This window comes from Balneatrix alpica DSM 16621 (genome assembly GCF_000619885.1).
In the GTDB taxonomy this organism is placed as follows: Bacteria; Pseudomonadota; Gammaproteobacteria; order Pseudomonadales; family Balneatricaceae; genus Balneatrix; species Balneatrix alpica.
The window spans coordinates 141,330-155,521 of the sequence record NZ_JHUZ01000011.1 but is presented as its reverse complement, the minus strand read 5'-3'; the positions used below and the strand labels follow the sequence as shown (position 1 = coordinate 155,521).

Sequence of the window (14,192 nt, the reverse complement as noted above, 5' to 3'; positions counted from 1 at the left end):
CAGTGCCGGAGCGAGGTGTCAGCTAGAGCTGGGGCTTAGCTGCGCGGGCGCAGGTTCAGCACATGCAGCAGACGCTCCGGGGTATCCGGGTGTAGCTGAGGCTTGGCCTGGGCATTTTCCGCGTTGAACCAACCAACGAAGCGGGCATCGTTGTATTGGTACCAGGAGGGGTTGTTGAACACCGGAATAATGGTCTGGTTGGCGCCGACTCTTTCCTGCGCCTGGTTGAGCAACTCGCGGCGTTTGGCATCATCGGCTGTGCTGGCAAAAGCATCCAGCAGTCTATCCAGATCAATATCGATAAAGCGGTTGGCAGCAAAACGGTTGCCTACTGGCCCCATATTGCGGGAGTGAAAGGCCGTTTCGAAGTACTTATGCGGATTCGCCCCGGCAAAGTAGCCTTGCAGCGCCGCATCAAAGTCGCCATTTTTCAGCTTGTCGGTCCAGACCGGTGCTTCGGGGGTGGAAACCTTGGCATTAATCCCCATGGCTTGTAGTCCCTCGACACCGATTTGTACGGTATTGACCCAGTCGGTCCAGCCATTGGGCACGAGGACGCTGAACTCAATCGGGCTGCCATCGGGATTGTCGCGGAAGCCATCGCCGTCCTTGTCCAGGTAACCGCTTTGATCGAGCAGTTTCTTCGCTTCATCCAGGTTGAACTTGTTGAACTGGCCGTACTTGGCATCCACATCCGGGTTGTTCCAGCTATGGAAGGTGGCGCCCAGGCCGCTGGGGTATTCGTTAACCGTGGGATAGCCGTAACCGGCGACATCCACCATCGCTTGACGATCCATCGCCATGCTGAAGGCACGGCGGAAGTTAACATCCTGGAAGGCCATGCGGTTATTGGGGTTGGGGCTTTCAAAGTTGATGTTAAAAGCCACGGTGCCACTAGGCGGATACCAGTATTTGTGGTGATCAGGGTTGGCACCGACATAGATCTTATCCACATCGGGAATAAAGGAGCCAAACCAGTCCAATTGACCGGCCACCGCAGCCGCCAGAACCTGGTCATTATTGGCGAGCTGCGGCATCCGCAGGCAATCCACGCCTAAGTTATCGGCATCCCAGTAATGGGGGTTGCGGCACTGGGTATACACCTGAGCGGTGAAGCGCTCTACCTCGGTGAAGGGGCCAGAACCTACGGGTTCAGCATTAGTGAACGAAACCGGGTCCTCCACATTTTTCCACTGATGCTCGGGCACAATGGGTACCAGCACCAGATCATAAATCAGGTTGGTATCCACCTGATTAATCGAGACTTTGACCTGGTGGTCATTCAATTTCTCAACCTTGCTGATTTTGCTCCATACCGCCAGTTCATCCAGTTCCTGGTGTTGGTTAAGCAGGTTAAAGCTGTACACCACATCATCGGCATTAAAGGCTTCGCCGTCAGACCACTTCACCCCTTGGCGCAGGGTAAAGGTCAGGCTTTTTAGATCATCGCTGTACTGATAATCGGTGGCCAGGCGGAAGTGCGGAGTACCGCCTTTCATGTCATTGAAGACCACCAGGGGTTCAAACATAAAGTGGCGGGTGGTATGCAGGCCACTGACGACGTTGAAGGGGTTAAAGTTTTTTACCCAGGTGGTCGCCTGTTGTGCCACGATGGTCAGAGTATTGGGCTCAGCAGCCTGAGCCGGCAGGCTTAGGCTGGCAGCCAGGGCGCTTGCCAGCGCGGTTTTTACCAGGGTCCTTGTTTTTATTGTCATTGCTTGCCTCCAGTTTGGTGACTGCCGCAGGGTAGTTGCCGGTTAGCCATAACAAAGCAACTTGCCCGAGGGGGCGGCACCCAGCAGGTGCTTGGGTAAGCATCAATGAAGCAAACCAGAGCCACTTCACTCAAGCTTGTCGGGTGTTAATATCGTTAATTCATTTTTTTCTTAATTTTCAATGGCTTATGCGCCGTTGAAAACCAGGGTTTTAACGATTTTGACGAGCTGAAAAAGGGCACCTGACCTGGCTTGGGAAATTAACGATAATGACGATCAATTCCTTTGGACTGGGCCAGAGCCAGGTTTAGCTTCAAAGACCCTTCTTTATTGCATTAGGACAAGAATATGAGCAATACCCCTCTGGCCGGGATTTTCGGCTGTAGCGATCTACAACTGAGTGCTGATGAACGTGCCTTTTATCGTGAGGCTAATCCGCTCGGGCTGATTTTGTTCAAGCGCAACTGCGCTAACCCTGCCCAGGTAAAAGCCTTGGTGGAAGATTTTCGCCAGGCTGTAGGGCGTGCCGATGCGCCGGTATTAATCGATGAAGAGGGTGGCAAGGTGCAGCGCTTAACGCCACCGGCCTGGCAGCCTCATCCAGCGGCGCGGGAGCTCGGTTTGCTGGCTGAGCGTGATCTGGCGGCTGGCGAGCGTGCGGCTTACCTTAATGCCCAACTGATCGGCTTAAGCCTGATGGAGCTGGGTATTAATGTTGATGCGGCTCCCGTACTGGATACGCTGGTGGCGGGTGCCAATGAGGTGATCGGCTCGCGTGCTTTTTCCGCCGACCCTGCCATTGTCGCGGCTCTGGGCCGCGCTGCCTGTGAAGGCTTTATCAGCGTGGGAGTGTTGCCGATTATCAAGCATATGCCGGGCCATGGCCGTGCCAATGCTGATAGCCATATTGAACGTCCCACCGTGACCACTGCCCTGGCCGAACTCTGGCAAAGTGACTTTGCGCCCTTTAAGGCGTTAGCAGATATGCCCTGGGCCATGACCGCCCATGTGGTCTATAGCGCGCTGGATGCGCAATGGCCTGGCACCCATTCCAGCAAGGTGCTGCAGGAGCTGATTCGGGGGGAGATGGGTTTTGATGGGGTGCTGATTTCTGACTGTATCCACATGAATGCCCTCTATGGCAGCCACCCAGAACGGGCACAGCAGGCGCTGGTAGCAGGGGTGGACTTGGTGCTGAATTCCCATGGTAGCGTGGCGGAGATGGAAGCCGTGGCAAAGGTTTTACCTCCATTGGCGGGTGAAGCCTCACGGCGGGTACAGGCCTCGCTGCAGCGTATTGCTAACAGCCAGGCCTTGGCGCTGGATAAGCAGGCATTGAGCGAAGAACGGGCGAGTTTGTTGGGCTAAGCCCCGCTTGTATTGCGAAGATGAAGAAGCCACCTACGGGTGGCTTTTTAGCGCCTGGGTAATAGCTCTCGCAGTCGCTGCATGGCAACGAGCAGGGCTTGGCAGTCGAGCCGCTCGGCGCAGCGTTTCTGTACAAATTCAGCGGTGGCCAGCACATCGCGCCAGCGCGGATGGGTGGGCAGGGTATCGAGGCTAAAGTACTTATCCAGGGTACGGGTTTGCAGACTGCTGCGATCCAGATAGACCTTCCAGATACCGCTCTGTTCAGCCAGTTCCAGTTTGTTTTTCCCCCCTGCTTGAATCCACAGTTCCAGGCTGAGGCGCATGACCTCAACGACCTGCAGGCGATAGTCCTGTTGCGGATCCGCTGCGGGTTCGTCAGGCAGGGCGGCCAGGGTATGGCGCAGCAGCTGACGGGCTTCCTGACTGCCGGGGTTGAGGATCAGGGTATAACCCTGGTCTTGGGCCTCCAGCCAGGTGGGCAGGCTTTGTTCTCCACTGGCGGTGCGCCAGCATAGTTGGCTCAGTTGTGGGCCCTGTTGCAGGCTGCTTTGCAGTTCACTCCAGCTCGGCTGGAGCAGCCAGTCGTCGATCTGGTTGTCGCTCAGCTCTCCCCCCAGTAAGGCTTGGCTGCGCGCGGCATAGAGTTGAATCTGGCCGCTTTGATCGAGACAGATAAAGGCTTCGCCACTGCTTTCCAGCAAGCTGAGCAGTTGATCGCGGCTCTGTTGTAGCCGCTGTTGTGCGGCTTTGCGCTGTTCGATCTCGGCGGCGAGTTGCTGGTTGATCTGTTTTTGGCTGGCGGCGTCCTGATAACTGAGCTGAGCCTGGATGCGGGCCAGTAGCTCGGCCTGCTCCAGCGGTTTCAGCAGGTAGTCATTGGCGCCGGCGGCAAAGCCCTGGAGGCGATGCTCTAATTGCGGCAGGGCGGTGAGCAACAGGATGCTCAGCTCAGCGGCATCGTAGTGTTGGCGTAACAGGCGGCAGAGGGCGATGCCATCAAGGTGGGGCATCATCACATCCAGGATCACCAGTTGTGGCTGGAGCCGCTGCACCTCGGCCAGGGCCTGACGGCTATGCACCTGAAAATGCGGGGCAAGGAAGTTATGCAGCACCTGCAGGTTTAGTACCTCGTCATCCACCACCAGAATGCAGGGGCCCTGGTGGCAGCTGACAGGCGGGGGTAGCAGCTGGGGTTCGATCTCATGCTGAAATAGTTGTGGGCTCCATGCCTGGCTGGGGGCTTGGCTGAGAGGCAGGCTAAAGCTAAAGGTAGAGCCCTGGCCCGGTGCACTGCTGAGCCAGAGTTTGCCTCCTTGCAGTTCCACCAGCTGACGGGCGATGGGCAGCCCCAGGCCGCTGCCTGCCTGGGTGCGGGTCATCACTGCTTCCAGCTGCACCAGGGGTTCAAAAATGCGTTCCTGCTCTGAGGCCGTTAAGCCGGGGCCGGTATCACTGATATGGACTACTACCTGTTGCTGCTGTGCTTCGAGGCGAATGCCAATCTGTCCCTGCGGCGTGAATTTGATCGCGTTGCCCAGCAGGTTGTAGAGGATTTGCTCCAGCCGCGCGGGGTCGGCTAACACCCGTAAGGGGGAGGAAGGGAACTGGCAATCCAGCTGCAGGGGCTTGTTGACCAGTAACGGCTGGCATTGACTCAGCACGGACTGGATCACCGCCTGGATTTCCAGTGACTCGGGTTGTACCTGCAGTCCCTGTTGTTTAAGACGGTGCAGGTCAAGCAGGTCATTCACCAGACGGGCCAGGCGGCGGGCGCTGCTGCTGATCAGGCTGAGGTTATGGCGCTGAGCATCGGTGGTGGGTCCGGCGCCGCCTTTTTCCAGGCTATCCGCGAGGCCAATGATGGCGTGCAACGGGGTGCGCAGTTCATGGGAGGTAATGGCGAGAAAGTTGTCCTTCAGACGGTTACTTTCCTGCAGCTCCTGATTTTGTTGATCAATCACCTGCAGTTGCTCGGCCAGTTCCTGGTTTTGCTGACGGATCAGGGCGATGTTGTTGCGAATGGCATCACGCATGTGGGCAAAGCTACGTGCCAAACGGGCCATTTCCGCCGGCTGGTGGCTGACTAGTAAGGGGTAATCCAGTCGCCCCTGGGCCAGCTGTTCGGAGGCATGAATCAGTCGATCAATGGGCTCGCTGATCGAGGCGGATAACCAGAAGGCAATCAGAATCAGCACCAAGGCGATAAGCAGTGCAATCGCCAGAGTAAGACGGCGTAGCTCATTGGCTTTCTGATGCGCTTCGTTGAGATCCATATCCGCGACCAGCACCCAGTGTAATCCCTCCACTTGCAGCGGAGCCCAGGCGCTTAGCACCTGCTGGTTGAGGTAGGACAGGGTGGTGGCGGTGCCGCTTTGTCCCGCCAGACCGGCGCGGATAGCGGCGGAGTCGAGGTGCTGTTGCTGACGCAAGGAGGCCTGCACGCTGAAGCTGCCGGGCTGTAAGTAGGAGTCCGAACGCATCAGTTTGTCTGGCCCGACCAGGTAGGTTTCTCCTTTTTCTCCCAGCCCTTGGCGTGCTCCCATTAGGGCATTGAGGTGGGTGTGAGGGAGAGAGAAGGCAAGGATGCCGGAGAGGTGGCCATACTGATGAATAGGCAGTAGCACCCAGGCACGAATCTGCTCGCTGATGGGGTCATAGCGGAAGTCGATCAGGCGCTGTACCTGCTCGACCGGTTGCTGTTTCAGCTGCTCGCGCATCTCGTTGAAGGCAGGCCAGAGGGGACTTTTCAGGGTTTGCAGGTGGCGGCCAAAGTAGGCGTCTTTGCGGGGGCTGTAGAGTACCTGCCCCTCCAGATTGAGGAGCAGGATATCGTCAAAATCGGTGTCTTCGATAAATTTCAGATAACCGTCATGGAAGCGCTCATGCACCTGTAGATAAAAGAATGCCCCTTGGCTGAAATCACTGGTGCCAGCAGCATCGGCGGCCCCTAAGCGGCTGCTCAGCTCGGCATACTGGCGGCGATTGAGCAGGCCCGCCCAGCTTGGCAGCTGTGCCTGTAATAGCCCCAGCTGTTGCCAGGCACGGGAGAAACCATAAAAACGGCCAATGGAGTTTTGCGCAAATTCGGTGCTGGCAAACTGGCGGGCGCTATGCAGGGTGGTATTGAGGTAGTCCTCAATCTGGGTGTGCTTGATGTTGCGCACCGATACCAGGTGGTTGAGTACCTGTTCTTCGCTGTGCTGGGTAAAGGAGTTCACCAGCCAAATGGCGCTGAGTACAAAAGGGCCCAGACTAAGTAGTAAAAAGCCCCAGATTAACCGGGTGCGCAGGGGCCAGTTGTGCAGGTTAAGCAAGGTCATCATGCCGAGTGCGGTTATCCTGAGTGCCGGGTAAGGGCGTTTTATCATTATTGTATGAGCCAGCTTAGAACGCTGGGCTTGGTAACAACATAGCAAATTGGTAGTATCTCCGACACTACCAATTTATATCCAATTTTTTAGCCGAGGCTGGAGTAAGCGATGATCGAGCAGATTTTTGGCGATGTAGAGCGCTTAAAGCAGTACCCAGGGCCCCTTTATCGCCAGTTGCAGCAGCGTCTGCGGGAGGCGGTGGAGTCTGGTTTATTGCAGCCTGGCACCGCTTTGCCAGCAGAGCGGGAGCTGGCCACTGGCCTTGGCGTATCGCGGGTCACGGTGCGGCGTGCCATTGATGACCTGGTGGAAGAGGGTCTACTGACCCAACGCCAGGGGGCGGGTACCTTTGTTAGTGAACGGGTTGAGCAGCCGCTTAATTATCTGAAGAGTTTTACCGAGATTATGCGTGAGCGAGGACGTAGCCCGGCTTCACGTTGGATAGATCGCTCTTTAAGCCTGGCCAATGAAGAAGAGTTGCGGATGTTACGCTTACCGGTGGGCAGTGAGGTGGTGCGCCTGTATCGCCTGCGTCTGGCCGATGATAAGCCGATGGGGCTGGAGTTGGCCTCGGTGCCGGCAGCGGTGATTGATAATCCGTTTTCGTTACAAGGCTCGCTTTATGAAGCCTTGGCAGCGGCAGGGCAACGGCCGGTGCGGGCACTGCAGCGCATCCGGGCAATCAATATTGATAAGGCGCGGGCGGGCTACTTGCAGATTCCAGTCGAGAGTGCCGTGCTTTACATCGAGCGTTTAGGTTTAAGTGCAGAAGGGGTGCCGGTGGAGTTTACCCGCTCGTACTTCCCGGGGGATGCCTATGACTTCGTCGCGGAGATACGGGATACGGATAGTCCGTTATTGGCGCGATAGAAGGAGGGGGGAAATGTTGAAGAGTGTGCAAGACAGCCGACCAGCCGATCATTGAAAGAACACCCGAAAGCCTGATGGCCGACTGCCTGCTCACGCTGCTTAATGTAGCGAGCTGATCGAGGCGGTGCAAGTGAAATATATGTAATTTTTATAACATTTTGCTTGGTTATAATGGCCTTGAGCGCTAAATGAGTCAGTTTTTAACGGTTTTTGTATTTGATTTGTTGTTAATTAACCTACATGATGGATTGCCTTAAAGGGCATCCGCAAGGCTTGGTTGGGTCCAGTCCCAGCGTGCTTTGCGGCTGTCTTTGGGTGTTGTCCTGTTGATGTTTTTTCGGGGGATATGTTCATGCCTTTAACTGCCACGCCTGCCTGGCAAGCCTTGCAACAGCATCGTGATGCGACGCGGGAGCTGAATCTCAATACGCTGTTTGCCCAACAACCGGATCGCTTTGAGCGCTTTAGCTTGAGTCTGAATGGGTTGTTGTTTGATTTCTCCAAGCAGTTGGTGACGGAAGAAACCCTGCGCCGTTTGGTGGCCCTGGCACGTCAGCAGCGTTTGCCTGAGCGTATTGAGGATTTGTTTGGCGGTAAAAAACTGAACATCACCGAAGATCGTCCGGCCTTGCATACCCTGTTACGGGATCGTTCGATTTATTCCGTAAATGAGGATGGTGAAGCGGTCAGCTCCCAGGTGCAGCGTGTGATGGATCAGATGCGACCTTTTGTCGATAAGGTGCGCTCTGGTCAGTTTAAGGGTTTTACTGGGGAAACCATCCGTGACTTTGTCCACATTGGCGTGGGGGGGTCGGATTTGGGCCCGGGTCTGGCTTGCCATGCCCTTGATCCCGGTGAGCCCGGGCCGATCAATATGCACTTTGTTTCGGCAATGGATGGGGTGCAGATCGTCGATATTCTCAAGCAGTTAAAGCCGGAAACCACCGCCTTTATCGTGACCTCCAAGACCTTTACCACCAGCGATACCATGGCTAATGCCGATAAGGCGCGGGCTTGGCTGGTGGCGGCCTGCCCGGATGAGGCCAAGGCCTGCAAGCAGCTGATTGGGGTGTCGGTTAATAAAGCAGCGATGACTGCTTATGGCGTGCCGGCCAGTCAACAATTTGAGTTTTGGCATTGGGTTGGCGGGCGCTACTCCCTGTGGTCATCCGTGGGCTTGTCCGTGGCGCTGTATCTGGGCATGCATACCTTTGAAGGGTTGCTACACGGGGCTTTTATTGCAGACCAGCATTTCCGTACAGCCCCCCTGGAGCAGAATATTCCGGTGATTATGGCGTTGCTGCATGTGTGGTACCTCAACTTCTGTAAGTGTGGTACCCGAGTGGTGCTGCCTTACACCAGTTGCTTGAAATACTTGCCTGATTACTTGCAACAGCTGGAAATGGAATCCTGTGGTAAGAGTGTGACCAATGAAGGTGAAACCGTCTCGGTGGAAACCTCGGCGGTGATCTGGGGTGAGTTTGGCCCGAACGGCCAGCATGCCTTCTACCAGTCGTTGCACCAGGGTAACCAGATTGTGCCGGCTGATTTTATTATGGTGTGCAAGGCGCCTCGTGGTGATAACCATGATCAGCATCTGCTTGCCACGGCCAACTGTATTGCTCAGTCCCAGGCGTTGATGACCGGCAAGTCCGAAGAGGAAGTGCGGGCGCAACTGCAACGTGAAGGGGTGGACCCCAATAAGATCGAGAAGTTACTGCCACACCGCATGTATCCCGGCAATCGTCCCAGTTCGACCATCGTGTTGGATGAGTTGACGCCGAAAACCCTGGGGATGCTGTTGGCGCTGTATGAGCACAAAGTTTTCACCCAGAGCATGATCTGGGATATCAACCCCTTCGATCAGTGGGGGGTGGAGTTGGGTAAGCAGCTGTCCAAGCGTATGTATGAGGAGCTGTGCAGTGGTGAAACCAGTAGCTACTACGATGCCTCCACCAAGGGCTTGATGGGCTACTTCCGTCAGCATCAGGAGTAAGTGATGGCGCTACCGGCCTGGATTCAGTCCCGTCGCTGGGGCGAGCATGAGTTGCTGGAGGTGCAAACCGAGGCGGCTACGCTGGTATTAAGTTTGTCGGGGGCGCAGGTGTTGAGCTTTGTGCCCCAGGGACAGCAGGATCTGCTGTGGTGGTCGAGCACCAGCCTGTGCCAGCAGGGTAAACCCATTCGGGGTGGTATTCCCCTGTGTTGGCCCAATTTTGCCGACGCTGGGGAGCCTTTCCACGGTACCGCCCGTACCCGGCTATGGCAGTTGGAGCACGCGCAGCTATTGGATGTGGGGGCAAGTCTGAGTCTGGTGCCGGTGCAGCAGGACGAGGATAAGGCTGTGCGCTTACAGCTGGAGTTTGGCGCCAGGCTAAGTGTCAGTTTGACCACCCGCAATCTGGATGAGGTTCCCCTCAGCCTGACCCAGGCTCTGCATAGCTATTTGCGGGTAGGGGATTGGCGCCAGATCAGCCTACATGGCTTGGATGGTTGTCTGTGGCTGAACAAACTGGCGGCAGGCACGGAGCGGCGGCAGTCCGGCGCGCTCCATCTAGCAGCGGCCATAGATGCTATTTTTCAGCATCAGGGAGCGGTGCAGATACGGGATCCTCAGTTGCAGCGCTTGCTAACGGTGCGTAAAGCCGGCAGTGGTTCCACCGTGGTGTGGCAGCCGGGTGACAATCTGGCCAGTTTCAAGGATGTGAATGCAGCCGAGGCGGCCCATTTCGTCTGTGTCGAAGCGGCGAACACCCTGCTTGATCCGGTGGTGCTGCAGCCTGGGCAGGAATGGACTCTGCAAACCGTGTTGGAAGTGGAGGGGTTGTAACCCTCTTCTTTGCTGTTATTCATCAAGCTTGGCGCGCAGCTGCTGACAAAGATCGCGCAGTTGCAGCCAGGCTTGTTGTTCTTCTAAAGGACGGTCGGCAAACAGACTGCTTACCGCACACTCGACTTCCTCGGCCAGCGCTTGGCCTGCGGTGGTCAGGCAAATCACTTTTTGTCGCTCATCTTCGCCACTACGCTGGCGCGCTAATAGGCCCTTCTCTTCCAGCCGTTTCAGAATGGGGGTCAGGGTGCCGGCATCTAACAGGGTGTGTTCGCTGATATGGCGGATATTGACCTGATCATTCTCCCATAAGCACAGCATGACCAAATACTGCGGATAGGTGAGGCCCAGGGGCTCCAGGATGGGACGATAGCGTCTGACCACCGCATTGCTGGCGCTATAGAGGGCAAAGCAAATTTGTTCATTCAGGCGGAGCTTGGGGGGCATGGTGGGCCTCAATCGAGCTGGGTGTTTTATTTTGCACGCAAACTAATTGACGGGCTAGTGGTACCTATGAATAATAATTTTGCGCGCAAATATTTTGTTTAAAAGATAAATGAATGAGGTGTTTATGTCAGCGTTATACCGTGCTCGAGTCAGTGCCGATAATGGTCGTAATGGTCAGGTGCGTAGTGATGATGGTTTGTTGCAGTTAGCGATAGCGATGCCGACTGCTCTGGGTGGCCAGGGAGCTGCGACTAACCCTGAACAATTATTTGCTGCTGGTTATGCCGCTTGCTTTTCCAGTGCGGCGCAATTTGTCGCGGGGATGCAGAAACTGCAGGTAGGGGCGATTCCGGTCACTGCCGAGGTGGGGTTGCACAAGCAGGAAGTAGGCTTTGGCTTGTCGGTAAAGTTAGAGGCTCAAGTGGATTTGCCCCAGGAGCAGGCACGAGAGCTGATCGCCACGGCCCATCAGGTTTGTCCTTATTCCAATGCTACCCGCGGTAATATCAGCGTTGAGGTGTGGGTCAATGGTCAGCCGCTGTAAGTGGCTGTCTGCGACTGAGTCGTAATGAAAACGCCCCTGGGCGGGGCGTTTTACCTGACTGAGCAAGCGAGAGGCTTAGCGGCCCAGTAAGGCGACCGTCTCCTGGGTCAGGGTCGTGATACGCTGCCAGTCGTGATTTTTGACTGCGTCATTGGGCACGATCCAGCTTCCACCCACCGCCATGACATTGGCTTGCTTGAGATAATCCTGGAAGTTGTGCAGGCCAATGCCGCCGGTGGGGCAGAAGCGAACCTGACTGAAGGGTCCCTGCAGGGATTTGACAAAGGGCAGGCCGCCGGCGGCTTCCGCAGGGAAGAACTTAAAGCGGTCAAAGCCGGCATCCAGTCCCATGATGATCTCAGACACGGTAGCGACACCAGGTAGGAAGGGGATGTTGCGTTCTTTGGCGGCACGCAGCAGCTCGTGGGACAGGCCTGGGGTGACGATAAATTCGGCACCGGCGGCCAGGACTTCATCCAGCTGAGCGGTGTTTACCACGGTGCCGGCGCCGATATGAATGCCTTCCAGCTCCTGTTTAGCCAGACGAATGGCATCCAGTGCGGCAGCGGAGCGCAGGGTGATCTCCAGCACGCTGACACCGCCGGCTTGCAGGGCACGGGCGAGGGGCAAAATATCCTCAGCCTGGTCAACGGTAATCACCGGAATGATGGGGTTGTTGTCGCAGAGCGCATCGATTTGGGCGCTGATGCTAAGTGCAGTTTGAATCGACATAATGGCTTCCTGACGTGGTGTTCCGGTGATTAGGGGCACCAGTAAATATGGAGTTGTGGCAGGGCCAAGAAGGCCCGTATTGGCATGGCGCGAATATCGTCACCAGCCAGGGCTTGCTCTAAGGTGGCAAGCTTGTCATCGCCCTGCAGATGCAGGATCAGGGTCTTGCTCGCGCTGATCGCACGGCGGCTCAGGGTCAAGCGACGATGAGGTGCCGAGGGTGGCGTGAGAGAGAGGCAAAATTGGCTTTGGGTAGGATCGAGCCCCGCCTCTAGTTCTGCCGCTGCTGGGAATAACGAGGCGGTATGGCCATCGTTACCCATGCCGAGGATGGCGACATCCAGAGGCCAATGGAGTTGACTGAGACGCTGGTTGAGCGCTTCTGTGCTCTCCTCCTGTTGATACAGTGGCAGGAAGCGAGCTTGCTGCGCGTGCTGCTGGAGCAGGTGACGCTGGACTAAGCCTGCGTTGCTATCGTTGTGATCGGCAGGGACGCAGCGCTCATCAATCAGGGTGATATCAATCTGTTGCCAGGACAGCGGGAGTGGACTGAGCTGCTCAAACAGTTGGATGGGGGTGCGCCCTCCTGACACCGCCAAACTGGCACGACGCTCTGCGCTGGCATCTGCCAGTTCACGGCTAATGTGCTGCGCCAATGCCTGACTCAGGCTGGCGGGGGAGTCAAAGCCGTGGAAGCGCCCGGGTAAGTTGTCAGGTAAGTTATCAGGCGTCTTCATGCCATGCCCTCCCATCACGACTGATTAAGGCAATAGAGGAAACCGGGCCCCAGGTGCCGGCCTGGTATTTCTTCGGTGGCTCGTTCAGTTCATCCCAGCCTTTGATAATGGTGTCCACCCATTTCCAGGCGTATTCCACCTCATCACGGCGCACAAACAGTGCCTGATTGCCTTGCAGTACTTCCAGCAACAAACGTTCGTAGGCGTCCGGAATGCGATCCTGGTGGAAGGCTTCGGAGAAGTTCAGCGACAAGGGGCCGCTGCGCAGACGCATGCCTTTATCCAGGCCTTGGTCTTTGGTGGCGACCTGCAGGGAAATGCCTTCATCAGGTTGCAGGCGGATGATCAGCTTGTTGCTGGCCAGGTTGCGTTGCTCCGGGGCAAAAATGTAGTGCGGTTGCTGCTTGAAGTGGATGATGATTTCTGACCACTTAGTGGGCATGCGTTTGCCGGTACGCAGGTAGAAGGGCACCCCTGCCCAGCGCCAGTTGGCGATTTCGGCCTTGATCGCAACAAAGGTCTCGGTGGTGGAGTGAGGGTTGGCTCCATCTTCCTCCAGATAGCCAGGCACGGCTTTGCCCTGAATATTGCCTGCCACATATTGGCCGCGTACCACTTGCTGGGAGAGTCTGTCAGCGGTGATGGGCTTGAGGGCTCGGAGGACCTTGAGCTTTTCATCGCGGATACTGTCGGCGGACAGCTCCGAAGGAGGGTCCATGGCAATCAGGCACAGCAGTTGGAGCAGGTGATTCTGCACCATGTCACGCATCTGGCCAGACTTGTCGTAGTAGCTCCAGCGGCCTTCGGCACCCACTTCTTCCGCGACGGTGATCTGCACATGGTCGATGTGGTTCTGGTTCCACTGTGAGCCAAACAGGTTATTGGCAAAACGCAGGGCAATCAGGTTCTGTACGGTTTCTTTGCCCAGGTAGTGGTCAATGCGGTAAATCTGGCTTTCCTGGAAGAAGCGCGCAACCTGGTCATTAATCACCTTGGAGGAGGCGAGATCTTTGCCCAGGGGTTTTTCCAGCACGATGCGGGTATCGCTATTGATCGCGCCGCTACCCTGCAGGCACTCGCAAATCGCGCCAAAAATACCGGGAGGGGTGGCCAGATAGCAGACACTGGTGCGACCGCTTTGTTGCAGACGCTCCGCCAGGGGGAGGTAACCTTCCACCTTGGTCAGGTCAGTGCCGATGTAATGAACCCGAGCGCAGAAGCGTTCCAGTGCCTGTTGGTCGGCCAGGTCATCTTTGCTGACGAAACGTTGGAAGTTCTCCAGCATGACTTGACGGAAGCTCTGGTCATCCAGGCTGTCGCGGGCCATGCCAATGATTTCAGTGTCGGCGTGCAATAAGCCGGCACGGTCGAGTTGGTAAAGGGCTGGTAGTAGTTTGCGTCTGGACAGATCGCCCAAGGCCCCAAATAACACCAGATTGCAGGCTTGTAATGTGGTCATGGTCATGATGGCTTCAGGTAGTAATCTTTATCTTTTATTAAGGGTTTAGCTCACTAAACCCACCCTGCACAGGTTAATTTTTAGTAATTTTACTAAAAAAGACCAGAAAAGCTAGC

The 14,192-nt window shown here is 56.2% G+C and carries 11 protein-coding genes; 5 read left to right on the top strand and 6 right to left on the bottom strand.

Annotated features, from left to right (window positions below; translation table 11 throughout):
- Window positions 1–35: 35 nt before the first annotated feature.
- Complete coding sequence (locus Q334_RS0104785) at window positions 36–1,715, bottom strand: ABC transporter substrate-binding protein (RefSeq protein WP_035460808.1); 1,680 nt, start codon at window positions 1,713–1,715, stop codon at window positions 36–38.
- A gap of 348 nt (window positions 1,716–2,063) precedes the next feature.
- On the opposite strand from Q334_RS0104785, the gene nagZ reads away from it, so the two are divergent.
- Window positions 2,064–3,083, top strand: a complete 1,020-nt coding sequence (gene nagZ / locus Q334_RS0104780; protein WP_027312208.1) for a beta-N-acetylhexosaminidase — start codon at window positions 2,064–2,066, stop codon at window positions 3,081–3,083.
- 47 nt (window positions 3,084–3,130) lie between these two features.
- Here the strand turns inward: nagZ and Q334_RS0104775 are convergent, their stop codons facing one another.
- The gene (locus Q334_RS0104775) at window positions 3,131–6,409 is read right to left on the bottom strand and encodes an ATP-binding protein (RefSeq protein ID WP_027312207.1); all 3,279 of its coding nucleotides are present in this window, start codon (window positions 6,407–6,409) and stop codon (window positions 3,131–3,133) included.
- Window positions 6,410–6,565: 156 nt separating this feature from the next.
- Between Q334_RS0104775 and Q334_RS0104770 the strand changes: the two genes are divergently transcribed.
- From Q334_RS0104770 to Q334_RS0104760, 3 genes are all read left to right on the top strand, one after another.
- Window positions 6,566–7,327, top strand: coding sequence for a GntR family transcriptional regulator (locus Q334_RS0104770; RefSeq protein ID WP_027312206.1), 762 nt, complete (start codon window positions 6,566–6,568; stop codon window positions 7,325–7,327).
- A 352-nt stretch (window positions 7,328–7,679) separates the two neighbouring features.
- The gene (gene pgi / locus Q334_RS0104765; protein ID WP_035460806.1) at window positions 7,680–9,323 is read left to right on the top strand and encodes a glucose-6-phosphate isomerase; all 1,644 of its coding nucleotides are present in this window, start codon (window positions 7,680–7,682) and stop codon (window positions 9,321–9,323) included.
- Window positions 9,324–9,326: 3 nt separating this feature from the next.
- A complete protein-coding gene (locus tag Q334_RS0104760; protein WP_035460804.1) occupies window positions 9,327–10,157 on the top strand; it encodes a D-hexose-6-phosphate mutarotase in 831 nt (276 codons plus the stop codon).
- 15 nt (window positions 10,158–10,172) lie between these two features.
- Here the strand turns inward: Q334_RS0104760 and Q334_RS0104755 are convergent, their stop codons facing one another.
- Window positions 10,173–10,604 (bottom strand): MarR family winged helix-turn-helix transcriptional regulator, encoded by a 432-nt coding sequence (locus Q334_RS0104755; protein WP_035460803.1) that lies wholly within the window; start codon window positions 10,602–10,604, stop codon window positions 10,173–10,175.
- A gap of 124 nt (window positions 10,605–10,728) precedes the next feature.
- Between Q334_RS0104755 and Q334_RS0104750 the strand changes: the two genes are divergently transcribed.
- Window positions 10,729–11,148 (top strand): organic hydroperoxide resistance protein, encoded by a 420-nt coding sequence (locus Q334_RS0104750; RefSeq protein ID WP_027312202.1) that lies wholly within the window; start codon window positions 10,729–10,731, stop codon window positions 11,146–11,148.
- Window positions 11,149–11,223: 75 nt separating this feature from the next.
- Here the strand turns inward: Q334_RS0104750 and Q334_RS0104745 are convergent, their stop codons facing one another.
- Genes Q334_RS0104745 through zwf form a run of 3 tightly spaced genes read right to left on the bottom strand, consistent with a single transcriptional unit; the run spans window position 11,224 to window position 14,082 of the window.
- Window positions 11,224–11,880: a bifunctional 4-hydroxy-2-oxoglutarate aldolase/2-dehydro-3-deoxy-phosphogluconate aldolase gene (locus tag Q334_RS0104745; protein WP_051527525.1), complete on the bottom strand. Its 657-nt coding sequence runs from the start codon at window positions 11,878–11,880 to the stop codon at window positions 11,224–11,226.
- A gap of 29 nt (window positions 11,881–11,909) precedes the next feature.
- Window positions 11,910–12,617 carry a 6-phosphogluconolactonase gene (pgl, locus tag Q334_RS0104740; RefSeq protein ID WP_027312200.1) on the bottom strand — a complete coding sequence of 236 codons (708 nt, stop codon included), beginning with the start codon at window positions 12,615–12,617 and terminating at the stop codon, window positions 11,910–11,912.
- Window positions 12,604–14,082, bottom strand: coding sequence for a glucose-6-phosphate dehydrogenase (gene zwf, locus Q334_RS0104735; protein ID WP_027312199.1), 1,479 nt, complete (start codon window positions 14,080–14,082; stop codon window positions 12,604–12,606). The genes pgl and zwf overlap by 14 nt, the downstream gene beginning before the upstream one ends.
- Window positions 14,083–14,192: the final 110 nt, after the last annotated feature.